Source organism: Methanosarcina spelaei (assembly GCF_002287235.1).
GTDB lineage: Archaea > Halobacteriota > Methanosarcinia > Methanosarcinales > Methanosarcinaceae > Methanosarcina > Methanosarcina spelaei.
Genome location: NZ_LMVP01000223.1, coordinates 1 through 23,010, shown reverse-complemented (window position 1 = coordinate 23,010; position 23,010 = coordinate 1). Strand labels below are relative to the sequence as shown.

Sequence of the window (23,010 nt, the reverse complement as noted above, 5' to 3'; positions counted from 1 at the left end):
GTTTTTGGTACTTTTCATGCATAATTCTCTAAAGCCACACTTTTTGCTTCATTTTCTGGATCAGAGTCCAGGTGAAATACTTATTCTCTGAAATCAAAATGGATAAAAATTGCATATAATATATACTTTTAAAATATCTTCTTTATTCATTTCAGAAAATAATATCAGAGGGTAGGGGAGTTCATGGAAAAGAAATATGATATTATAATTATCGGGACGGGTACTGCGGGCAGAAGCTTTGCAGGTAAAGTTGCACATTCAGGGTTAAAGATCGCTATAATTGATTCCAGGGAATATGGGGGCACCTGTCCTCTAAGGGGATGTGATCCGAAAGAAGTGCTTACCAATACTGCTGGTGTTACTGACTCTAATAATCGGCTAATAGGAAAAGGTGTAGGGATAGGTACTCCTTTAAAACTTGACTGGACTTCACTCATCGAGTTCAAAAAGACATTTACGGAGGGATATTCCAGCAAAACAGAGAAACATCTGGTTGAGATGGGAATTGATACATATCATGGGAGAGCGCATTTTGAAAACCAAAACACAGTCATTGTTGGAGAGGACAAACTTAAAGGAGAGTATATTTTCCTGGCTACAGGTGCAAGGCCCAGAAAACTCAATATTCCAGGTGAGGAGTATGTTACTACAAGCGAGAAGTTATTAGAAACCAAAAAGCTTCCTGATAAAATTATTTTCATCGGTGGCGGGTATATATCCATGGAGTTCGCTCATGTTGCGCGAAGAACTGGAGCTGAAGTAACAATCCTGCATAGAAGTGAAAGGGTCCTGGGAGCTTTTGATTCTGATATGGTAAATCTGCTTGTGAAAGCCTCTGAAGCCTCAGGAATTAAGATCCTTATAAACAAACCAGTAGTCTCGATAGAAAAAGACGAGAATGGCTTTCTGGTCAAGACTAAATCTAAGTCTGAAACTGAACCAGAAACTCAGATTTTCCGTACGGATATGGTAGTGCACGGAGCAGGTCGTGTAGCCGATATAGAGAACCTGCGTCTTGAGAACGCCGGAGTTAAAACCGAAAAGGGAGCTATTGTGGTTGATAAGCACATGAGGACCTCAAACTCCCGGATCTATGCAGGTGGAGACTGCGCATTGGAGGGCGTGCAATTAACTCCTGTTGCAAGTCTCCAGGGAGAAGTTGCCGCAATTAATGTCCTTGAGGGTGATAGTATTGAGGCAGACTATAAAGGCATTCCAAGTGCAGTCTTTACCATTCCGGTTCTCGCGTCGGTAGGAATCAGTGTCTCTAAAGATAGTGATAAGTATAAAGTTATTTTCCAGGACAGAAGCAATTGGTATACAACTCGGAAAGCAGGAATGGAGTTTGCGGCTTCAAAAGTAATTATCGATGAAGCAAACGACCGTATAATGGGAGCACATATTCTGGGTCCTAATGCCGAAGAAGCTATCAATATTTTTGCTGCGGTAATGAGGCTGGGGTTTAAAGCCTCGGACATAAAAAGACTGATCTTTACCTATCCTACTACATGTTCGGATATTCCTTATATGCTGTAACCTGCTGGATCGGACATAAACTCAAACTTCAAGGGACATTGAAAGTACTGTTTCCTCAAACAAATAAGTTTCTGGCTAAATTATGAAATGACTGGAAGACGGAGTTAACATGCCTGAAAAAAAGCCAAAAAAATCTGATACTGAGGATTTTGTTTCTGAATACAATATTCCTGATAACAGACATAACTTCGACCGGATCTGGGCTCTTCTAAAAGAAGAGTATCCTGATGTAAAACCTTCTCTTAACTACAGCAATCCTCTTGAACTTCTTGTGGCAACTGTTCTTTCAGCTCAGTCAACCGATGTACAGATTAACAGAGTGACTGATAAATTATTCAAAAAGTACAGGACTGCAGAAGATTATGCCAGTGCTGATCTCAGGGAACTTGAAAATGATCTATATTCCACAGGCTTTTATAAAAGCAAGGCAAAGAATATCAAAACGGCTGCTCAGATGATTGTTGAAAAGTATAATGGTGAAGTTCCGAAAACTATGCAAGAGCTTATTAGTCTGCCAGGCGTCGGAAGGAAAACGGCTAATATAGTACTTTCCAGAGCATTCGGAGTAGTAGAGGGAATTGCTGTAGATACCCATGTAAAAAGGGTTTCCAGAAGGTTGGGACTCACGAAAAACTCCGACCCCGCTAAAATTGAACAGGATCTTATCTCACTTGCCAGAAAGGAAGATCTTGATTCAATCTCCATGACCCTGATCTATCATGGGAGGAAAATCTGTCAGGCAAGGAGACCAAAGTGTAAAATCTGTATTGTAAAGGACTTATGTCCTTCCAGTATTATATTTATTGGCAGTAGCTGAGACGTTTCTTCCAGAGATATGCAAGTCGTTTCTCCTCTACCTTTCGGGAAGAGAAACGATTTTTTGAAAAAAGAACTCTATTTTATGTCAGATTTTTTTGCTGAAAACTTTGCCCAGCCCTAGACTGATTGCCAGTACTGCAAGTGTTCCAACGGCTATTGCTGCTACTTCTCCCCCTTTTCCCAGGCCTTCTATTGAATAATCGGGCATTGGAGAGCTTACTACAGGTTCAGTCGCTTCAATTTGGGAAATTTTCGATTCTTCAACTATCCCTCCAGCAGCACTTTCCAGTCCGTCTGGGTCGGAGGATGCAAGGAAAGGAGCTAGAATTGCAAGCAGAAGTGCAATTGCAATTCCGACGTAAAAGAATTTCACGTTTGATTTTCCGCTCATGCGTGTGTCTCCTTTTTATTCTTTTCTGATCTGGCAGTAAAATTATCCTCAAGAAGGTCAGGGCGGGATTTTGCAATCGCCATGATTACAATTGAAGTGATCAGGCCTTCACCAATAAAACCAATTATAAGATGATATGTGCCCATGGCAACCAGGCCGGGAACCAGTGGGAAAGTACCTGCAATCCACATCTCAACCGCACAGACTACTGCCGAAATAAAGAGACCGAGCCAGGCGCCTCCAAAACTCGCAATACTTGTACCTACACTTTTTCGAAGGGCAACGTATGTATAATATCCGATAAATCCGGAAATAACACCCATATTCAGAATATTCGCTCCCATAGTAGTGACTCCCCCGTCACCGAAGGCGAATCCTTGCACAATCAGGACTAGAGTAAGCACAAGAACCCCAGCCCATGGGCTTCCAAAGACAATAGCAACAAGGGCTGCTCCTACCATATGTCCACTTGTTCCCATCCCGATGGGAATATTCATGGCCTGGATTGCAAAAATTCCTGCAGCAAGGGCGGCAAGAATCGGTACTTTCATCTCGTCAAGCTCGTTTTTTGCCCATTTCATTGACGTTATTATAAACGGAAGGGCTATAATCCAGTAAATCACTGCCTGGCTAAGCGGTATGAATGAATCAGGTATATGCATTTCACTTTTCCCTCTTTTTACTCCTATTTCTTATTTAGCATGAAAATGCTGCCATCAGCATGCATTTTCATATAGTTGTGCATGTTATTCAAGGAATATCATGTTTGTTTCCTGCAAAAATCCGAACAGGAGTTTTTTAGGTTCAGGAATATTTCTGAAGCAAGGAATTGATAAATATCTTTAACATGAAATCTAAAAGTTCTTTCAGGAGCAGCCTTAATATTTTTGAGTTTACTACAATGTTTCAGGCAACTGTTTTTAAAGAATACAATCAATAACAAGTTAGATAATACCACATTGTTTAGTATTACATATATACGTTTTGATATTACTTTTTTCGATAATCTTTTTATTGACACCTTCTTCAGTACTTTTATTTTTATTTTTAATCAGATTAAGTATCCTTGTATCTTCCATTAAGTCAAACAAGTCAAACATGTGTTTTCCATTAAGTCAAACATGTGTTCTCATTAATTTCTTGACTCTATCCCCTAATTTGTTTTGAAATTAATGAAAAATAACTGGAGATTTTTGTTCCAACGTAGATAGAGAAAACTTGTCGATTAAGTCTAAAAGGGTTAAACTGTTTTGTTTCCTTGCGTCATTTTCCTGCATTGTGTTTATCTATATTATCTAGCTTTTTAAACTCTTCACTCACTCTCAATGTTTTGTCACTTCAAGATGATAAATTCTCCATAAAACAATGTCCAGATTGCGTAAGAATAATCTCGCTGTAGTTAATAATTTGTAACAGGAAATATACCAAAAGTCTTAAATATTAGCTGGTAATATCGATAAAGGATCTCTGGCGAACAGACACAAATAAAAAATTACCTCCTAAATCGCCTAAGTCATCTGAACTCCTTTTTGCCCCTGCCTGTGGTAATAAAGCAGGCAGGGATTTAGTGCAAAGGTGTAGAATTTCCAGTTAAATTAAGGATTTTTTTCATAGCTGTTTGTTGTCTAAATTTATCAATTTTTATTACCTTTGTAGGAATGTTCTTATTTTTTACATACTATAAGAGAATCAGATTAGTGAAAGAATCAGATTAGTGAAAGAATCAGATTAGTGAGAGAATCATATATACTCAATTCTGGTAAATATCATAAGTGATTTCGAGCTTTATGCTATGGTTTATTATTTCGATCATTTAAATCTGATTTTGAGCTAAATAAGTTAATTTAGCCCCAAATTTTTCAATTTACCTCATTCTCATCTCTGGTTATCATCAATTCTATCATACAGTTTTTCCAGATCCTTCTGCAACCTGTTAACTTCTTCTTTCCAATTTTTTTTATTAATTTCCATACAGGGTCCCGTTTTCAAAGCTGTCAGTTTCACATAGTCCTGGGAAATTTTTCTGTTGCTGCATGGAAGGCCAAAAGCCAGATCGGTTTTTTTAATGCTGTATTTTTCGTGGATCAGAAACTCGTAAAGTTCACTAACCAAATCTGATTTTTCTTCGGAGTTTTTGGAAAAACTTGGGTAAAGGTCAACCAGATTTCGTAGGTGGTACCGGACACCGCAACCTTCAGGGCACAATTTTTTCGAGTTTGTAAACTTAAGCAGTTCTTTGAATTCAAGGAAAATATTTGTCTGCTCCAAACCTGAGTGTAGAGTTTTTCCATGGAATATAAGAATATGGATGCACTCGTGAAAGAGGATTTTTGCTATAAGGAATTCAATTCTATCCTGTAAATTCCATAATTTTTCAACCAATTTTCTTTCCCACAACTCATATGGGTTTACCAGAACAAGGGATTTATATATTATTTTCTTGTTTTCTTTATAAATGATTTTTCTCGGTTCGAAGGCTAATCCCGGCATTGTTCCATAAAATTGCACTCGAACCGCCAGATCCCAGCAGTGTTCCCATTCCCTGAAACGCACACTTTTTATCCGATAATATTTTCCGTCAAAGTTAACTTCCTCAATTAGCTTGTACAGATCCTCACTTTGTTCTTTAACAAGAGCTTTTATTACAGTTTCCCGATAAATATTCAAATCGAGATAGAGAAGACCTGGAGAACAAAATGAACAGTCAGGAGCAGGATTAGAAACAGGATAAGTAAAAGGTGATAAGTATAGGCCAGTAGGAGGAACTGGTGAAGATACAGGAATTAACTTATCCCGCACTCTATGTACCAGCAAAGTATTTTTTTTCTTTGGCAAAAATTTCTTTGTTCTGATTTCCTGCACCGTATCTACCCCTTTTATACCCTATTTTCCCACAACAAAACGTTAATAGGTATTAACAAATTTAATTTCAGTATTACTATATATTAAAATATCCTAAATAATAAATACTTTATCCTACTAAACCAAACAATATTAAAATTCAGTACGCGGATAGAAACTCAGATTACTTATATTTTTAGGAGTGCCGGCTCTGAGGATGGGGGATTTTAAAGCTTTTAATTCTCAAAATAGCCTTATAGAAACCTATTGAATCCACATCTACTGAAATATTTGTATTCTTTGAAATGACCTTTTTAACTGATCTCTATTATTAAATTTCACTCTGGTATTATTTCTATAGACAAATTTATTAACTTTGTACTCAAATTATAAACAATAGAAATTAACCTATCTTAAGAAATCTGTTAAACGTATGAACAAGAAGTTGAGAAAATCCTGTAGGTCAGGAAAGGAGTAAAATATGTCTGAGAAAATTGCAAGAGCAAGTGGTATTAGGCTAAAAAATGCACGCATAAAGTGTCAGAAAATAAAACTCCTTCAGTCGAAACCATTAGTCGTAAAGAGCGACACTGAAGAATACAACAACCAATAGAACTAAGTGATATTAGTTTCTGAGACTGGTTTCAAATTTATGTGAAATTATCAACACTGCCGAAAAAAGGAAAGTAGAAAGATCTTTATTTTATAATTCCGTGGAAGTGTTTTATAGACTGCAATAAAATTATTGCCAGTTCTCCTTTTTTCAGAAATCGGATTTGTAAACGCCTCAGTCAATCTTCTTCTGGAGGCACAGAGATTTGAAAAAGCAGTCAGTCCCACAGTTGAAAAAGCAGTCAGTCCCACAGAGGATTCTTGGTAGTAACTCAATTTTTCTGATTTAGGGGAAGAAAAAATTAGAACAAATTCCTGCAATCCGGATAAATTAAGTCCAAGACGTCTCACATTTGTCTTCTCTCTGTTACCTGTAAGCCTTCTAATGCTCAATTTTCTAAAATGTTGAAAAGAAGTGGAAACTCAGAAAATGTTAAAAAGCAGTGTAAGCAGTCCTCTCATACAGACATGTGAATATATAATATGAAGCCTGCACTCAGGAGCAGAAACAAGATATCTTGAGTTCTTATTTTTGTTCTATAGTAGGCCTTTTCGTAACCACTTCCGTAGCCTCTGCAAAGCATGCTTATATAGGTCCTTTCTCCCTGCTCGTAGGAACGTATAAAAATTGAACTCATGCTGTTCCCTACTTGCTCGATGATCCATCTTCTTGGCACATCTTTGTTCCATATATCAAAGAGCCTTGTTTGCTGTGCGGTCTTTATCCTTTTGAGAACAGTCCAAAAAAGGAAGAGGTAGCGTACCATCATGCTCAAAAGGAGTGTAAATTCACCTGGGATACCTATTCTGCTTGCAGCTGCAACCATGTCCCTGAGCCGCGTAGTAGAAGAAAATAGAATTACAGCTGTTATGCATACCAGAAATTTCGCAAACAGTGTGCTTCCAAAATTAAGTCCTTCATAAGTTATACTGAGCCCGAAAGGCAGATCAAGAGGATATGGAGTATAATTTTCTATAAAGGAAGGTCTAAGGAATGGCTGGATAAGGACAATTGCAAGTCCGAACGGTAAAATCGTAAGAACACGAAGGAAAAAGTACCTTAAGTCGAGCCCTGCAACAAGCACCAGAAGCAGCAAATAAACCTCTATGGAAAAAAGGCGGACCATATTTTTTTCGTGAATCCGGGGCAGGCTAACTGCATAAATGATTATTGCAAGTGCAAAGAGCAGCTTTATCCTGGGGTCAAGCCTGTGTACTGGACTGTCTTTATATGATTCGCGTTCAATATCCGTGAGCGTTACCATTGAAACTTCTCCTCTGAAGGACTCTTTCCGGCTTTCACTCAAGCTTCACCTTTTGATGTCCCAAGCTTACGAGCTGCAATATTTCGTCTCTGGCTGCTTCTGCTGTTATCTGTATGTTAACATTGAGTCCTTTTTGCTGGAGCATTTCAAATACTTCAGCCACTCTCGGAAGTCTGAGGTGGGCTTTCCTAAGAAGTTCGGGGTCGCTGAAAATCTCATTCGGGCTTCCGTCAGCTTCAAGTCTTCCATGATGGAGAACAAAAACTCTTTCTGCAAAATAAGGGACCACATCCACATCATGGGTAGAAAGAAGCAGGGTGATTCCAAGCTTCCTGTTCATCTTCATGATTAACTCAAGAACGCGAGCCGAACTGAGAGGGTCAAGTCCGGCGGTTGGCTCATCAAGGACTATAACTTCAGGGCGCATGGCAAGGATACCTGCGATTGCTACAAGTTTCTTCTGTCCTCCGCTAAGATGATGCGGGGCCCTTTCCTCAAAACCTGTGAGTCCGACCATTTCAAGGGCTTCTTTGACTCTCCTTTCGACTTCATTTCTGGGCAAACCCATATTAATTGGCCCAAAAGCAATATCTTCTTCAACACTTGGAGCAAGCACCTGGTCATCAGGGTCCTGGAAGACGATTCCTACGGTTTCCCTGCATTTCCTGAGATTTTTCTTAGTTACTTTTTCCCCTTTTATCAGGACTTCCCCTGAAAGAGGCCTAAGGATCCCGTTAAGATGTTTGAACAAAGTTGATTTTCCTGCTCCATTAGCCCCAAGCACTGCAACTCTTTCTCCTTTGAATACTTTGAGATTGACTCTATCCAGAGCGTTCGAATCAAGATGAGGATATCTATGGCATAAGTCTCTGACTTCCAGTACAGGAATGCCGCTTCTTTCGAAGGCTTTGCCCGATTTTTCGGAACATGTTCCGGATATCTGGCTTGTTTTGTCTGTTGATTCTTTCGGGAAAGTTTCCGTTTCTTCTGAGTCGTATGGGAAATTCGGAGTACTCATACTGAAAACATCCTGTATGAAAATCGCGCCTAGTTCTGAAAACTAACTTTTTTTAAAAATAGTATTACAACTAACGAAGTTATCTTTCTTATTTGTTATGGTTTGTAATTCTCCTTTTGCTTATTATATCTTGTTTAATTTTCGTTTTGATTCGAGTTTAATTTGCAGTGCTATGTTGCGTGCCTAATAAAAATTATCTTGAGGACGGAAATAAGCAATCCAAGAAAATACCTAAAACATATATACTCAAATATGAAATTATTTTGAAACCCAAGAACTAAATAACCTTAAAGTAGGACATATTCCCCAAATTATAGAAAATTTCGTTCCGAAATAACTGCTAATTTAATTTTTGTGTAATTTCCAATAAGAAAAAATAAAGGAGTAAATATATAAATTTCAACTTTTCTAGTTAGTTCTCTCAACATCAATCTGAGTTTGATAGGTTTTTGTTTTCTCTCTTTGGTGTATCAAAGAAAATGTACAGCACGCTACTATGAATCATGAAATACATCCTTGATTCAGAATCATAAATTACCCTTGAATTCATATCAACAGCTGCGTCTACAAGTCCCTGGAGGGAACCTATCTCAACTTTGATAAGGGAACTTACATTTTCGGGAAGCTTGCCTTTGCTGACGAACTCCTTAAAAGGTTCGCGGCTACGTTCCTTTTCTAGTTTTTCAATATAATTCGGCTCGATTTTATTTGTTTTCACACAGAGTAGAGTAACCCCAACAAAAATCAGGTTAAGCAGGAATAAGAGTAGAGGTATCTTAATGGTTGACAGTGAAGGGGAATTTTTGACACTTATCTTTTTAGTTACATTAGTATCCTGACTGAATTCCAGTTCTTCAGGCATCTGATAGTATGAAGAACTTATTACCAGAGGTATAACAAAATCTTTTGTACCCTGGACGTTCTCTCCGTTTATTTTTCCGTTATAACTGACGCGATTTACAATTTCTATTGTTGCGTCATCTGAGCATTCTAGCTGTTCCTGAACGTCTTTAACTATTGAGTGAATTTCGGACACGTTAAGGGAAAAGTTTCTAGTTACGGATGTTCCAGTCCAGGTTTCAGTACCTTCTTTATATTTCAAAGGAAATACTTTCTGCCAGAAAATTTTCTCTTCTTTACCTGATCCCTCAGTTTCAGATCCATTATTTCCATAATATTCATCAGTCTCAGATTCTCCCTTATCAGTTGCAACAACTATTGTTTGTATCTTTCCTCTGATATCAGAAGAATCATTAGCCTCAAGATTGTAAGTGAATGACATGTCAACAGTGGGAGATACGGCAAAATAATACGCAGGCATTCCCAATTTAAGCGTGGTTCCTTTTCCGTAGAGTGGATTTTCCTTTGTTACAGGCACCGTATAATTATAGGACCCATGATGTGTATATAGAGTAACTACTTCATCTTTGTCTTCATAGACGGCCCTTGAAGTTTCGTAAGTCCAGAACCCGCAAAGAATCAGCATTATTCCAAATAAAAGTATGAGTATTTTATGTCTGTCTATTATGGCATTTTTAAGTTTAAACAATAGAATTTTCAGAATATCGCCTTCATATTTCCCTAATGAATAAACATTCCAATTTAATCAAAATGTTTTATAATCACAATTTTATAAATTTAATTCTAAATTTAAAGGTATCTAATAGCTAGTCCCAGAACTCAATATTCTTTCTGAACCCAGTAATCCTAGTACTTCGATTCCTAAGTACACTCATAAAACTGAAATTCTAAACCTATTCATTGATCAATAAACTCTTCCTTCGATTATTGATCAATTTTTGAATCGATACACTAGTAATTAACCTGATTCAGGTGAAAAACAGTTCTGAAATTTTACTGATTTTTGAGAGTAAAATCGGTTATAGGATGAGCTCAAGATAAAGTTGAATTTGTTCCAGATCTGTTTCATATTTACAACGAAATAATTAAAGTAATAAGATATTTACAAAATATTTATTGACATCAAATCAGCCTTTTTGCTCACAAACTTTTTGATATATCCTTATATTTGCATATTATTTTATTACATATCGTTAAGCTAACTTCCTTATAAATTTACAAAGCGGAAAGTTCGTTTCCACTGTGCAAACATTCGGTAAAATCTAATCCTTTTCCTACGTCCTCCAATTGTAGATTTCCTGTACCATATAGGAAGTAATATTAGTGTAAAAATTGAGGCATAAACTACAATTTCGGCAGCTACAGGAAGATAGGGATTTATTTTTGTAAGTTCTAGTATCCAGAAAACAGGCAGAATATAAGGGACAGTGTTCAATTTTGCAGGGGTATTTTCCGGCGCAATAACTTGAGTTTCATTATTCTGGGGAATCACTCCGTACCAATGATCAATTGAAAGTGTTTGCTTTGGGTCATCAGGCGTGAAAACATATATCATAGAAAGAAATCCTGAGTTTTCTATATTGTTTTCTTTATTTAGAATTACAGGCCCATTTTCTCCCAGATTTTGTGTAATTATCCCTGTAAAAATAAGCCCATTTATAAGAATGAGTGCTGTCAGTTTCTTCCCTTTAACTTCATAAAAAGCTTTCGTCGTTGTTTTTTTGCGTTTTCTTTCTATTTTTCTGGCATGTTGAGGGCTACTATATAGAATTATATTCCATATTTCACCAATCACGATTAAACTTGCAGGCAATATAACCATGAGGAAAAAAATATTTTTATTTTTTGCAATCTTCGGTAGGTAGCCTACAAATGGGATGACAAAGACCATTTGTCCGACAGCTTTTGATGCGGTCACGTTGAAGTTGTCTTCTGCATTGTTTGCATCCCCTTTTGTCTTAAAAATCAGTTCCTTATCTTCTTTTAAGGTGATGATCCGATGAGTTACGTAGGTATTAGGTTTACCTCCAGGATCCTGAAAAGTTAAGATATCTCCAACAGTAAGGTCGTTCAGGTCTACCGATTTTACAACTATTATATCTCCAGGTAGCATTAGGGGCGTCATGCTCCCGCTTAATACTATAAAAGCTTTCTCTGATCCTGTAATGAACGGAATCAAGGCCTTGAACAGAAAAATCGCAATGATAAGGACAATTGCTGCTTGAAGAACTTCTTTTTTATTCATTTTTTATTCCCGTACTGGAACTTCTATTTTCAGAATTATCAACCCTAATTTGGATAAGTTTCAATTTTTGAGTTCAGTCTTTTCCAGAGATATTTCACTGACGTAGCCTTTACTAAACTCAAACGAAGTAAAATCTTTCAAATTAGGTTACCTTGGAATTTCATTCACAATAATTTTACTTGTTTTTGCACTCGTGCCATTATCATTGTCTGCGGTCAGGTTAACGCTATAATTTCCTGCTTCTGAAAAAGTATGCACAGGTTCTTGCTCTCTTGAAGTGCTTCCGTCACCAAAATCCCATTCCCATTCAGTTACATTTTCCGAAAGATCTGTGAACTGAACTGTCAAAGGAACATATCCATCAGTTAAATTACTGGTGAAGTTTGCAACCGGAAGTATGGGTTGTAAAATGGTTATTGTGGCAAGTTTTGAACTGGTGCCGTTTTCGTTATTTACTGTCAGGTTAACGTTATAATTTCCTGCTGCTGAGTAAAGATGCATCGGATTTTTCTCAGTTGAAGTATCTCCGTCTCCAAAATTCCAGTTTATCATAGTTGCATTTTCCGAAAGGTCAGTAAACTGAACTGTCAGAGGAGTATAACCCTCAGTTAAATTACTGGTGAAATTTGCAACCGGAAATATGGGTTGTAAAATGGTTATTGTGTTAAGTTTTGAACTAGTAAGTTTTGAACTAGTAAGTTTTGAACCAGTGCCGTTTTCGTTGTTTACTGTCAGGTTAACTTTATAACTTCCTGCTTCTGAAAAAGTATGCACTGGGTTCTGATCGGTAGAAGTTTCTCCATTTCCAAAATCCCATTTCCATTCAGTTGCATTTTCAGAAAGATCAGTAAACTGTACAGTCAAAGGAGCATAACCTTCAGTTGCATTACTGCTGAAGTTTGCAACTGGGAATGTTCCGGCAAATTGCTTTTGAACAGTTATTGTGGCGAGTTTCGAGCTTGTTCCATTTTCATTACGTACTGTCAAATTAACGCTATAGTTTCCTGATGCAGAGTAAATATGAACTGGGTCATGATCGGTTGAAGTATCTCCATCTCCGAAGTTCCAGTTTATCTCAGTTGCATTTTTCGAGCTGTCTGTAAACTGAACTGTCAGAGGAGCAAAACCATCTGTTACATTACTGGTGAAGTTTGCAACCGGAATGACTGCAATTTGTTCATGAACGTTTATTGTGGCAAGCTTTGAACTAGTGCTGTTTTCGTTACTTACTGTCAGGTTAACGTTATAATTTCCCGCTACTGAGAAGGTATGCATCTGATTTTGCTGAGTTGAAGTATCTCCGTCTCCAAAGTTCCAGTCCCATTCAGTTGCATTTTGCGAGAGATCTGTAAACTTAACTGTCAGAGGAGCAAAACCATCTGTTACATTACTGGTGAAGTTTGCAATCGGAATGGCTCCATCAGGTTGTTCATGAATGGTTATTGTGGCAAGCTTTGAATCTGTACCATTTTCATTGTTTGCAATCAAGCTGACTTCATAGGTCCCTGTTGCAGAGTAAGTATGCACTGGATCTTGTTCACTTGAAGTATCTCCGTCTCCGAATTCCCAGTTCCATTCGGTTACATTTTCCGAAAGATCAGTAAACTGTACAGTCAAGGGGGTATAACCTTCAGTTACGTTGCTTCTAAAGTTTGCAACCGGAGTAATCTCCTCATCTTTTTCTATAGTTGTTGTGGAACCAGAACTTGAGCCCATGCTTGAACTCAAGTCCATGCTTGAACTCATGTTGTTTTCACTGGCTTCTATCAGGGTAATTGTCCTGTTTACTGCTGTAGAGGAATTATTAGTCAGATTTTCTGCTGAACTTATGTTATTCAGAAATGAACTTACATTATTAGAAAAATTTTCGGCTAAGGTACTTTCGTAAGTGGATGTTGAATCATTATCTCCTTTTGCACTATTAACAGTTCTATTGAGTTTTTCGCTTTTTGCGGTAAGATTAGGATCCGATAATCCAATCATGCTTGCTGGGGTGTCCCAGAGACCTGCGGTGATCTCAGCATTCGTATGTTTTGTATCACTGAAAGAAGCGGATGTATCTGAAAAAGGTAAAGTGCTACACGTGAAGGTGAGAAAAACAAATATCAATCCCAAAAAAATAATCTTATTAGATGTTCTCATTTTGGATCATCTAGTGTTTTTACTAGTAAGTACTGTTTTCTTTGTGTACGAATTTGGGTTTTAGAGCCTGTCCAAAAAGTGTTGTGACCTACTGTAACTTTTACAATTGACAGTAGATCACAACTTAGCTTGTACTCGATATACACTCTATTGTAACATTTTACAGTATGTCACTATTGACTTTTTTGGAACTTTTAGCTCTATTAGTCACCTTCATTTATGCACTTGTTCTGCCTCAAGTGTTATAACCAAAGTGCTTGTTTGACCCTGACCTTCTGTAACCTTATCGTCCATTTTCAAATCGTTTAATGTAATCTTAAAGCTGTTACCAGGTTGAATAGGGTTATCTGGTTCATATACACTGGTTTGACTACTAAGATCTGAAAGTACCCCTTTTTTAGCTATTTGTTTGCCGTCAATATCCACACTGCTAAATTCAATATGCTGGCTGAGCTGATTATTACTGGGTTTATAGGTTAGGTTTATTTTTCCTATGGCAATGCTTCCTCCATTCTTAACAACAATAGTCTTATCACCAAGTTCATCACCTGGCTTTATCGACACGTTACCAATTTCTTGGGTTACGCTAATATTCATATTTCCTGCAGTAAAACTGTTTCCTGAACTAGTTGCAGAACTTGTGTAGTATGCCCACGTTCCTGCACCTGCTACGGTGGCAATACAGCCTATAATAAGTATACTCAATATTATTTTTTTATTAACCAATATATGGCCTCCTTTTTTCGGTTTTTAATCCTGTAATATCAGATCTGGTATGAAAACACTTGAAGGCACTTTCATTTATTTGAGCCTGTATTAGAAGAATTAGAATAAGTAATTCTATTCATCTTTTAATTGCAAGTATCTCACATCAGGATTTTTTTTCCTTATCATTCTTCCTTAGTATTAGTTATTGGTTACTTAACGAAAATTTTGGGCTGTTAATGAAAAATTACCACTATCGTTAAGCTTTGTATTGAAAAAGAAGTTAATCAACAGTTAACTCTGAAAAGTTGCTTGTAGGAAAAAAAGATTCTTGGTTAAGATCGAAATACTTATTTAATGTTCTGGAAGGTAGATGAAAAGTTGAGGTGACTGTTGTATCCAGAAGTACCTTCGCTTAAGTACTAAAAAAGAATAAAACAATCTTTTGACATCTATTCTTGAGCCTATCCCCAAACCTTGAATTTTGAATAATTGCTTGCAGTGTGCCGAAAGTTCTGTAAATTCAAAGTCAAATTTTTGTATACTGAACAAAATTCAGTTCTCTTGCTAGGGGATTTTCAAACCACAAACTTTATAAGATTTATAATTTTACAGAAAAAGTGGCACACTGCCAATTGCTTTAATTTCTAACATGAAAATAGTATGATATTTGGAAAAAAATTGGTTTTGGGATGAGCTCAAATAATTAAAGAACACGTATTCGCGTAATAAATTTAGCTCATTTTCCAAGTTTGCGGACGTAGTACATATGGGCTATTGAGGTAGCCATAAAAATTCCAATTGTGAAGAATATCCACTGAAAACTTGAGATACATTTGATTAACCCTGAAAATATCATAAGGCTGCCGACAATGGCAAGAATGCTCAGGTCAAGATAGAACTGGCTCCAGGGAATGTCCCCGTTTTTAACAGTTTCCATGTAAATGTCAAAGTCCCGAGAAGCTGGGAGAAGTTCCACAGTGTCCTGTTCCTTACTATAGGCAACGATTCCCAAACTTTCCATTTTTGGGATATGTGTCTGAAGCAATGAAACATATATGCTTTTTCTAATATTCTCCTTTGGTTCTTCGGCTTGGGATTCAATCCGGGCGATTTCATCGGACAGTGAGCGTACACTCTGCCTTCCTTGACTTCGAAGGATTTCCAGGACACATCTTCTTCTGTCATTCTGGAGGACTCCGAAAATATCATTTTTTGTTAACTGCATCTGTGTTTGTACAGTTATCTGAGGGTTACATGTGTTATTTTCCTTTTGGTAATGGGCCTGAGTTATTGAAAGAAGTAAACACAAAAATATCTCTCCAATTTTTCAAACATAGAAAATTTACTCTCTTTTTCGGAATTGATCAGTAACTCACGGACACAACCTTCTTTTTCATTCATGAATGACTTGGTTTTAGTTATCAATAGAAGCCTGATTCAGTCACATATTTTATGTTATATTACAATATAATCTGTTATTTTATGTTATTTTATATTTTATTTATATTATTTATTATGGCGTTTTATAATATATTTATCGTTTTTATTATATTCTATAAACTTCATCAGGTAAGCCGAAAAGAATCGATAATTGTAGTAGTTATTCTTATATTAACAGGCTTAACTAACTACAAATGTATCATAAAATGTATCATAAAATGTATCATAAAATGTATCATAAAATGTATCATAATTACAATGATAATTGTGCTTCTTTAGTATTAGTTATTGGTTAATTAACAGAAATTTTGAGCCGGTAACGATAAATTACCATTATCAATAGGCTTTAAGGAGAAAAAGGAGTTAATCATAAATTAATTCAAATAATAGTACGTTACCAAGTTTGTAAAGGCTTAATTTTACTGCATTTTATGTAAGATTAAATGTTTATTTAAGTATGTTAAGTAGATCAGAAGATTTGAAGTAAATGTCCGTTCTAGAAATACTCCAATGCATGAGGTAAGAGAGAAGATATAAAAAAAGAAAAAAATTAAAAATGCTTTAATTTTTTAATATATGTTGTCAAAAATTTATCCATTATCTTAAAAAAGACTAAAGTTGATTAAGAGCCTATCCGAAAAGTCAGTAATGCATATCAAAAATTGCGATAGGTCTAAATATCCCGGCATCTGTTCCGGTTTTGCATGTTGTATATCTAAAAGTTATAGCAGATAACCACTTTTCGGATAGGCTCTAAGACAGCAATGTCTACGCTATTTATAATGCGTTCATTTCTCAAGTTTGCGGGCGTGGCGTTTATAAGCTATTGAGGCTACCATGAAAAGACCATTTGTGAAAAACATCCACTTATAACTTGAGATCCAGTTAATCACTCCTATGAATATAATTAGGCTACTGATAAAGGCAAGTATGCTCAGGCCAAGATAGAACTGGCTCCAGGGGATGTCTCCTTTATTAACAGTTTCTAGGTAGATGTCAAAGTCCTGGGAAGCTTGGAGAAGTTCCACAGTGTCCTTCTCCTTATTGTAGGTAATGATTCCCAGGTTTTCCATTTTTGGGATATGTGTCTGAAGCAGTGAAACATATATACTTTTTCTAACACTCCTTTTTGGCTCTTCGGCTTGGGATTCAACATGTGCTATCTCTTCGGATAGGGAGCGTACACTCTGGCCTCCCTGATTGCGGAGGAGTTCCAGCACAAGCCTTCTTCGGTTGTTCTGGAGTACTCCAAAAATATCGCTCTTTGATAATTGCGATTGTGTTTGTACAGTTTTCTGAGGACTAAATAATTTATTTACTTTTCGATAATAAGTGTTAATTCTTGAGAAATGCAAGCGCAAGAATATCTCTCCATTTTCCCATTTTTTTAAACATAAAATATTTACTCTTTTTTTGAGTTAGTAGTGTACTGAAAGTTCTATAAAATACCAATTTTTTTAAAAGTTGTTAAATTGAAAACTCAATCGTGGTAGACCAGTTTCAGATACAGTATACAAAAATGTGAATTAAAATTTACAACAAATTTAGAACACTGCTTCAGAAATCAGTAACTCACGGACACGACCTTCTTTTTTGTGTTTCATTTATTCACATATCTTATGATTTTCTATTTACTTATTCTACAATTTTTATGCTATATTATCCAAATTTATAATCAATTGATCACTAGCTTTGTATGAAATGTGTTACTTTTTCCGTTACTTTCGTGGACTTTAAATTACAAACCTAAGTGAACAGAAGATTCAGTGTCCATTTTTAATGTTAAAGTATACATATAAATTTATAGGTTATAATATAAATATTCTTTTTATATTATTTATTGACTTATATCGGAAATTTGAGTGTTAATGAAAAATTATCGTTGTCTGTAAGCTTTGTACTAAAAAAACAATTAATAAAAGTTAGTTCAAAAAGAGTATTTGTAGGATTAGCTTACTGCGTTTTGGTTGAAGATCTAATCTACTTATATATTTATTAGTAGACGAGAATACTTGATGGAAATGTCCTGCCTGGAAATACCTTCTATGCCCTTTAATTTTTTAATAGATTCTTGCATCGGCATTAAAAAGAAAAAGTTTATAAGAAATAGTTTATATTATTAAGCATATTTGCAAGTGTATATAATACAGTATTTTCACGTATATTTATTTGAAACAAATGCTTCTATATTTCTTTCTGTAAGGTTCAACGTTTCTAGGGCATGCCCTCTCCGTGTGACCTAAAACATCATTAATGTAATAAAGATGGACTCTTCCTATAGAGAGCTTAAGAGATAATTATACAAATCTTCCCAACCTATTTTTTTCGATGCAACGTGTTGTTCTCCATGTAGATATGGACTACTTTTTTGCAGCCATTGAAGAACGGGAAAACCCTAAACTTCAGGGAAAAGCTATCGTAGTCTGCATGCTGTCCGGAAGAAGCGAGTTCAGTGGAGCTGTAAGTACTTGCAATTATATCGCACGGGAATCCGGGATCAGAGCAGGCATGTCCTGTTCGAAGGCAAAAAAATTGAACTCTGAAGCTGTTTTTCTACCTGTCCGAAAGGACTTCTACACTTCGGTCTCGGATCGGATTATGGAAATTCTCAGGAGTTATACGGATGCCAGGGAGACTGGAGAGGCGTTTGAACAGATAAGCATAGATGAAGCTTTCTTGGAAATTACGGAAAAAACAGGTGGAGACTTTAACTTGGCCTTTGAGATTGGAACCCAGATTAAGAATGAAATAAAGGATAAAGAGAAGCTGACCTGCTCTGTGGGAGTAGGCTCAAATAAGCTTATTGCCAAGATGGCATCCTCTGTCCAGAAACCCGATGGGATTACGGTCATAAGTCCGGATAAATTAGAGAATTTTCTCTGGCCTCTCAAAGTGTCCAAACTCTGGGGGATAGGGAATGTAACTGCAGGAAAACTGCAGGAAATGGGCATAGTCACAATAAAAGACCTTGCTGAACACGATGTTATTGATCTTATCTCTATTTTCGGAAAAACACGGGGTATCTGGCTTAAACAGGCTGCGGCAGGAATCGATGATTCTCCAGTAAAAAAAAGGGATGGCTCGGAACAGATAGGAAGGATTGCAACTCTGCCTGAGGATACGCTCGACATCAATCTTATTTCTCAGTTACTTGACAGGCTGGCAGAGGATGTGATTTCAAAACTCGATTCAAGGGATCTTTCCTTCAGGACTGTAACCGTTACGGTCATAAATTCAAAGTTTAAAATGTATACCAAAAGCCGTACGTTAAACCACCCTGTTTATTCAAAGGAGTCTCTCCTCGAGGTAGCTCGCGAAATCCTGGGTGAGTTTGTTTCGGAAAGTCATACTGAGTTCAGGCGGATAGGTGTCAGGGTAGGGGAACTTCAGAAAAGGGTAGGCCAGAAAAGCCTTTTTGATTATTAACTTTGCCTTTTTTGAAGTTTTACATTTACCTCTATCGAAGGCTTCACTTTTTCTTTCTACAATATTACTCCAGTTCTAACTCGTGTCAATTGTAAAAATTTATATAAATTTAACAAGCGGGCAGACTTCAATACATGCTCCGCAGTGAGTACAATTTTCTTTAATTCTTACCTTCTTTTCTTTCATTTCAATTGCATTATGCTCACAGTGGCCCACGCAAACTCCGCATCCCTGACAGAGTAAAGCCCTTCTTACCGAGAACTCAATAATTCTCATAAGCTTTTTCAGCTCTTTTTCGTTTTCACTTCTCCCATTGACATTTCCCGAGGCAAAAACCTGTGCTCTGGATTCTCTAAAAGCGACTGAAGCAGCTCCTTCTATAAAAGAAGCCTTTCCTATGGGTGAAAGCATTCCGCTTTCTTTCAGGGTTTCTATATCAATTGCCTGCCCGAAACTTCCGTCCGCAGAAATTCCTCCTGCTTTGCAGGGCCTGTACCCTGTTGCTACTTCAAAACGAAGTTCTGTTGGTGTCTCCTGGGATGGAAGAAGAGAAATTCCTTTTTTCTCAGCAAGTTCCTGGAGAATCCGAGGATACCGCTTGTAGCGCCATAAACCATACCTTACCCATTCAGGAGAGAGCCCCATTTTTTTAGCATAGACAAGGAGATGGGAGTTCAGCTTTTTTGCAAGTTCGGGATGGCTTTCTTCAAGCTGGAAGAAATCTGCAAGGGAGGAAGATGGACAGAGCCAGCATCCCATCCTGTCATATCCTTTCTCATAAGCCGGATTATAGGGGGCTTTTGTCCTGAAAAGGTAAAGCCAGATATGAAGGGCCGTCCATTCCTGTATAGGAGATGCTCCTACCTGGTTTCCCACCCATGGATTCTTCCAGACTTTCTTACTGATTGAACGGGCATGAGATTCATATTGACGCTGTCCTATGAAACTAAGGCATCCACCTTCGTAGTTCTCATCAATTAACCGGGTGATCGGTCCTAGTTTGCAGATCTTACAACACCAGCGGGTGTCCATGGTAGGAGGGCCAAAAACACTTATCGAGTCCCAGAAAGCTTCTCCTGCACTTGAGCTCCTGAGTTTTTTCCCATAATGCTCAACAACCTGCTTGACGTTCTCAACGGTTTCCGGAAACTCAAGCCCGGTATCTGCAAACATAATCTCGTAATCGTCAAGACTCTCATCAACTAGCTGGAGCACAGCAAGGCTATCCTTTCCACCGGAATAGGATACGCTTACCTTCAGATCCATACTTCCTGCGACATTTTTTATGAAAGCGTGGGATCTTTCTATCATGCCGTCCAGAATTTTTTCATTGGCTTTTACGGCATCTTCCCAGGTTTGTCCTCCAAGTTTTGCTTTTTGAGGCTCTGGTTCTCCGCTCCAGCGTGGTTTTACGGCATGCCCGCGGTTTTCCTCACACATCTCCTTTCCTGTCATTCGGGCCCGCCCACAGCATATTACGTCCCCCGCAGGATTCAGTACAATTACCTCATCTTCTTTTTTGATTTGTGGATCGGCATCAAGAACCCCTGGTGCCAGAACACTTGCTCCTTTTTCCAGAATAAAAGGCACTACTGACTGCTCGATAAAAACCCACTTTTTCAGAGCTTTTTTATCCCTTCCCTGGAAAAGCCTTCTTGCCCCTTCGAGCCTGGGAAGCAGAACCCATTCACAGCTCTCGATCTCAAATCTGAGAGACGCGATTACTTCCCCGTCAACTATAATCTCGTCCATTCGGTCTTCATATGGAGCTTTATTTAGCACTACAAGGTGTCCTTCAGGTATAAGGGGCGCATTGAACTCCTTTTCCGAAATCGAGTTTATGCGTTTTATATCATAATCAAAAGCCGGGCGGATATCTCCCGGAGGGGTTACCTCAACTTTTTTTGTACTTTTGCCGCATCCGCACTTTTTACCTAGTACAGGCACATTACAGGCCTCACACCAGTGCAGAAGCATTTTTCCAAGATATGCTGGTCTGGACATGTCATGCAGATTGAGAGAGGTTAACCTTTAAAAGGCTTTGGCTCAAGCTTTTTAAAAAAAAGCTTGAGCAAAAATTCATTTGACAAATTTTGGTTTTTCGTGAGCTTTTTAAAAAAAGCTTGAGCAAAAATTCATTTGACAAATTTTGGTTTTTCGTGAGCTTTTTAAAAAAAGCTTGAGCAAAAATTCATTTGACAAATTTTGATTTTTCGTGAGCTTTTTAAAAAAAAGCTTGAGCAAAAATTCATTTGAAAACTTTTCTCTTTTTTTCAAGTTTTCTCGATTTTTCTTCTTAATTTTTGAGTAACGATGTCCGTTTTAACTTTGGTCTCTCTTGAGTTTTAATTGAACCTCATAAAACTACTAAGGGACATTATTAAAACCAAGCATTTTAAAGTAATTTATTTATTTCGAAAAATCGTTTAAAAGTTTCAACAATGTTAAAGTTTTCTAAACATTTAAGAAAATTTTATCTTAGTTCCCATCTCTTTAATTAAATATGTATAGTTACTTTATTGACGTTCCTTAAAACTTTGATCTTTGTTTCAGAACTAACCAGGTCAATTGAATATATTTGTAATTTCAGTATTGAGTTAACAGCAAAATATCGTATAAAATCGATTACAATTACTCGCAATTATTGAATCTTTAGTGATTGACTCGACACTAGTGTCTCGGCAATTTAATTGTTGAGCATAATCTTGATAGCTTCCATCAGCATACACCGATTTTGAGCTCATAAGGTTACCAATAACTAAATTTTCATGACACTAGATTGATATAGGAAATTCCTAGTACCTATTATTGAATAAGGGGGGGTTTTTATAATCAAATCAAAAGCAGATTACGACTTTTATGTTAAAGCAGATAAGTTAGCTTGTGGAAAAAACTATCGGAAGCCTAAGTTAGTTGGTGATGATATATGGAAATTTCAGAGAATCCTAAGAAAGGTTGAGTATTATACTAATTGTAAAAAATCCTTGATTTCCAAATTATATTTAAAATATATACAGTACAGATATCACCAGATGAGTATTCGTCTAGGGTTTACTATACCCCTAAATGTTTTTGGCCCAGGGTTATGCATAGCTCATAGAGGAACTATTATTATAAACAAGAATGTCAGGGTTGGAGAAAATTGCAGGATACATGCCTGTACCAATATAGGATCTAACAGAGACGAAACTTCGGCTCCACAAATAGGAAATAATGTATACATCGGGCCGGGGGCTAAAATTTTTGGGAATATTACAATTGCGGACGATATTGCAATTGGAGCAAATTCCGTTGTAAATAAATCATTTTATGAAAAAGGCATTTCTATCGCAGGAGTTCCTGCTAAAAAAATAAATAATAAGGGATCAAATGGAACTCTAACCGCAAATAAGGAATTATTCCATTCTAATGTCTCTAACTTAGCTGTGAAGGTAGATCCCTCTCAAGTAACAGTTCTCAAATAACGAATTTATTACATCGGGAGCGCAGAAGGCCACAAATACATGGTTTTCATAGGTTGTCCGATAATTCATTTCCAGGGGCAGAAATAATCTGAAAATGAGGTCGTAAAGCATTTAAACCGAAAAAGGAAAATCTTACTATTACTAAAAGTAATTGTCAGAAATATTTAGGAACTAAGGTTAAATTCATTAGGACTTACGCACTTGAAATGTCGAAAACTTAATGCCATTTAAAATATAATTAT

16 protein-coding genes are annotated in these 23,010 nt (G+C 37.0%); 4 read left to right on the top strand and 12 right to left on the bottom strand.

Features of this window, described 5'->3' with window-relative positions:
- The first annotated feature begins 183 nt into the window (after positions 1–183).
- Both ASJ81_RS11350 and nth read left to right on the top strand, forming a co-directional pair.
- A complete protein-coding gene (locus tag ASJ81_RS11350; protein WP_095644543.1) occupies positions 184–1,536 on the top strand; it encodes a dihydrolipoyl dehydrogenase family protein in 1,353 nt (450 codons plus the stop codon).
- 109 nt (positions 1,537–1,645) lie between these two features.
- Complete coding sequence (nth, locus tag ASJ81_RS11345; RefSeq protein ID WP_095644542.1) at positions 1,646–2,353, top strand: endonuclease III; 708 nt, start codon at positions 1,646–1,648, stop codon at positions 2,351–2,353.
- Positions 2,354–2,440: 87 nt separating this feature from the next.
- On the opposite strand, the gene ASJ81_RS11340 is transcribed toward nth, so the two are convergent.
- The 11 genes from ASJ81_RS11340 to ASJ81_RS11290 form a co-directional block, all read right to left on the bottom strand.
- Positions 2,441–2,746: a PDGLE domain-containing protein gene (locus ASJ81_RS11340; RefSeq protein WP_095644541.1), complete on the bottom strand. Its 306-nt coding sequence runs from the start codon at positions 2,744–2,746 to the stop codon at positions 2,441–2,443.
- Positions 2,743–3,408 carry a cobalt transporter CbiM gene (gene cbiM, locus ASJ81_RS11335; protein WP_095644540.1) on the bottom strand — a complete coding sequence of 222 codons (666 nt, stop codon included), beginning with the start codon at positions 3,406–3,408 and terminating at the stop codon, positions 2,743–2,745. Before cbiM ends, ASJ81_RS11340 begins: the two co-directional genes overlap by 4 nt.
- A gap of 1,213 nt (positions 3,409–4,621) precedes the next feature.
- The gene (locus ASJ81_RS11330; RefSeq protein WP_095644539.1) at positions 4,622–5,608 is read right to left on the bottom strand and encodes a hypothetical protein; all 987 of its coding nucleotides are present in this window, start codon (positions 5,606–5,608) and stop codon (positions 4,622–4,624) included.
- A 1,049-nt stretch (positions 5,609–6,657) separates the two neighbouring features.
- A complete protein-coding gene (gene cbiQ, locus ASJ81_RS11325) occupies positions 6,658–7,506 on the bottom strand; it encodes a cobalt ECF transporter T component CbiQ (RefSeq protein WP_245860080.1) in 849 nt (282 codons plus the stop codon).
- Positions 7,499–8,482 carry an ATP-binding cassette domain-containing protein gene (locus ASJ81_RS11320; protein ID WP_095644538.1) on the bottom strand — a complete coding sequence of 328 codons (984 nt, stop codon included), beginning with the start codon at positions 8,480–8,482 and terminating at the stop codon, positions 7,499–7,501. The genes cbiQ and ASJ81_RS11320 overlap by 8 nt, the downstream gene beginning before the upstream one ends.
- 427 nt (positions 8,483–8,909) lie before the next feature.
- Positions 8,910–10,031, bottom strand: a complete 1,122-nt coding sequence (locus ASJ81_RS11315; RefSeq protein ID WP_095644537.1) for a DUF5305 family protein — start codon at positions 10,029–10,031, stop codon at positions 8,910–8,912.
- Positions 10,032–10,550: 519 nt separating this feature from the next.
- Positions 10,551–11,588, bottom strand: a complete 1,038-nt coding sequence (locus ASJ81_RS11310; protein WP_095644536.1) for a signal peptidase I — start codon at positions 11,586–11,588, stop codon at positions 10,551–10,553.
- A 147-nt stretch (positions 11,589–11,735) separates the two neighbouring features.
- Positions 11,736–13,730, bottom strand: a complete 1,995-nt coding sequence (locus tag ASJ81_RS11305) for a PKD domain-containing protein (RefSeq protein WP_095644535.1) — start codon at positions 13,728–13,730, stop codon at positions 11,736–11,738.
- A 213-nt stretch (positions 13,731–13,943) separates the two neighbouring features.
- Positions 13,944–14,456, bottom strand: coding sequence for a TasA family protein (locus ASJ81_RS11300; RefSeq protein WP_170943289.1), 513 nt, complete (start codon positions 14,454–14,456; stop codon positions 13,944–13,946).
- Positions 14,457–15,174: 718 nt separating this feature from the next.
- Positions 15,175–15,747: a DUF7344 domain-containing protein gene (locus ASJ81_RS11295; protein ID WP_095644533.1), complete on the bottom strand. Its 573-nt coding sequence runs from the start codon at positions 15,745–15,747 to the stop codon at positions 15,175–15,177.
- Positions 15,748–16,666: 919 nt separating this feature from the next.
- The gene (locus ASJ81_RS11290; protein WP_141241684.1) at positions 16,667–17,239 is read right to left on the bottom strand and encodes a DUF7344 domain-containing protein; all 573 of its coding nucleotides are present in this window, start codon (positions 17,237–17,239) and stop codon (positions 16,667–16,669) included.
- A 967-nt stretch (positions 17,240–18,206) separates the two neighbouring features.
- Between ASJ81_RS11290 and dinB the strand changes: the two genes are divergently transcribed.
- A complete protein-coding gene (gene dinB / locus ASJ81_RS11285; RefSeq protein WP_095644531.1) occupies positions 18,207–19,304 on the top strand; it encodes a DNA polymerase IV in 1,098 nt (365 codons plus the stop codon).
- Positions 19,305–19,403: 99 nt separating this feature from the next.
- On the opposite strand, the gene ASJ81_RS11280 is transcribed toward dinB, so the two are convergent.
- Positions 19,404–21,308, bottom strand: coding sequence for a phosphoadenosine phosphosulfate reductase domain-containing protein (locus ASJ81_RS11280; RefSeq protein ID WP_095644530.1), 1,905 nt, complete (start codon positions 21,306–21,308; stop codon positions 19,404–19,406).
- Positions 21,309–22,336: 1,028 nt separating this feature from the next.
- Between ASJ81_RS11280 and ASJ81_RS11275 the strand changes: the two genes are divergently transcribed.
- Positions 22,337–22,768: a serine O-acetyltransferase gene (locus ASJ81_RS11275; protein WP_212556068.1), complete on the top strand. Its 432-nt coding sequence runs from the start codon at positions 22,337–22,339 to the stop codon at positions 22,766–22,768.
- The last annotated feature ends 242 nt before the right edge of the window (positions 22,769–23,010 follow it).

Bases quoted from the DNA above. Each gene is read 5' to 3' on its own strand.
- ASJ81_RS11350 (WP_095644543.1), top strand. From the start codon at position 184: ATGGAAAAGAAATATGATATTATAATTATCGGGACGGGTACTGCGGGC.
- nth (WP_095644542.1), top strand. From the start codon at position 1,646: ATGCCTGAAAAAAAGCCAAAAAAATCTGATACTGAGGATTTTGTTTCT.
- ASJ81_RS11340 (WP_095644541.1), bottom strand. From the start codon at position 2,746: ATGAGCGGAAAATCAAACGTGAAATTCTTTTACGTCGGAATTGCAATT.
- cbiM (WP_095644540.1), bottom strand. From the start codon at position 3,408: ATGCATATACCTGATTCATTCATACCGCTTAGCCAGGCAGTGATTTAC.
- ASJ81_RS11320 (WP_095644538.1), bottom strand. From the start codon at position 8,482: ATGAGTACTCCGAATTTCCCATACGACTCAGAAGAAACGGAAACTTTC.
- ASJ81_RS11310 (WP_095644536.1), bottom strand. From the start codon at position 11,588: ATGAATAAAAAAGAAGTTCTTCAAGCAGCAATTGTCCTTATCATTGCG.
- ASJ81_RS11305 (WP_095644535.1), bottom strand. From the start codon at position 13,730: ATGAGAACATCTAATAAGATTATTTTTTTGGGATTGATATTTGTTTTT.
- dinB (WP_095644531.1), top strand. From the start codon at position 18,207: ATGCAACGTGTTGTTCTCCATGTAGATATGGACTACTTTTTTGCAGCC.
- ASJ81_RS11280 (WP_095644530.1), bottom strand. From the start codon at position 21,308: ATGTCCAGACCAGCATATCTTGGAAAAATGCTTCTGCACTGGTGTGAG.
- ASJ81_RS11275 (WP_212556068.1), top strand. From the start codon at position 22,337: ATGAGTATTCGTCTAGGGTTTACTATACCCCTAAATGTTTTTGGCCCA.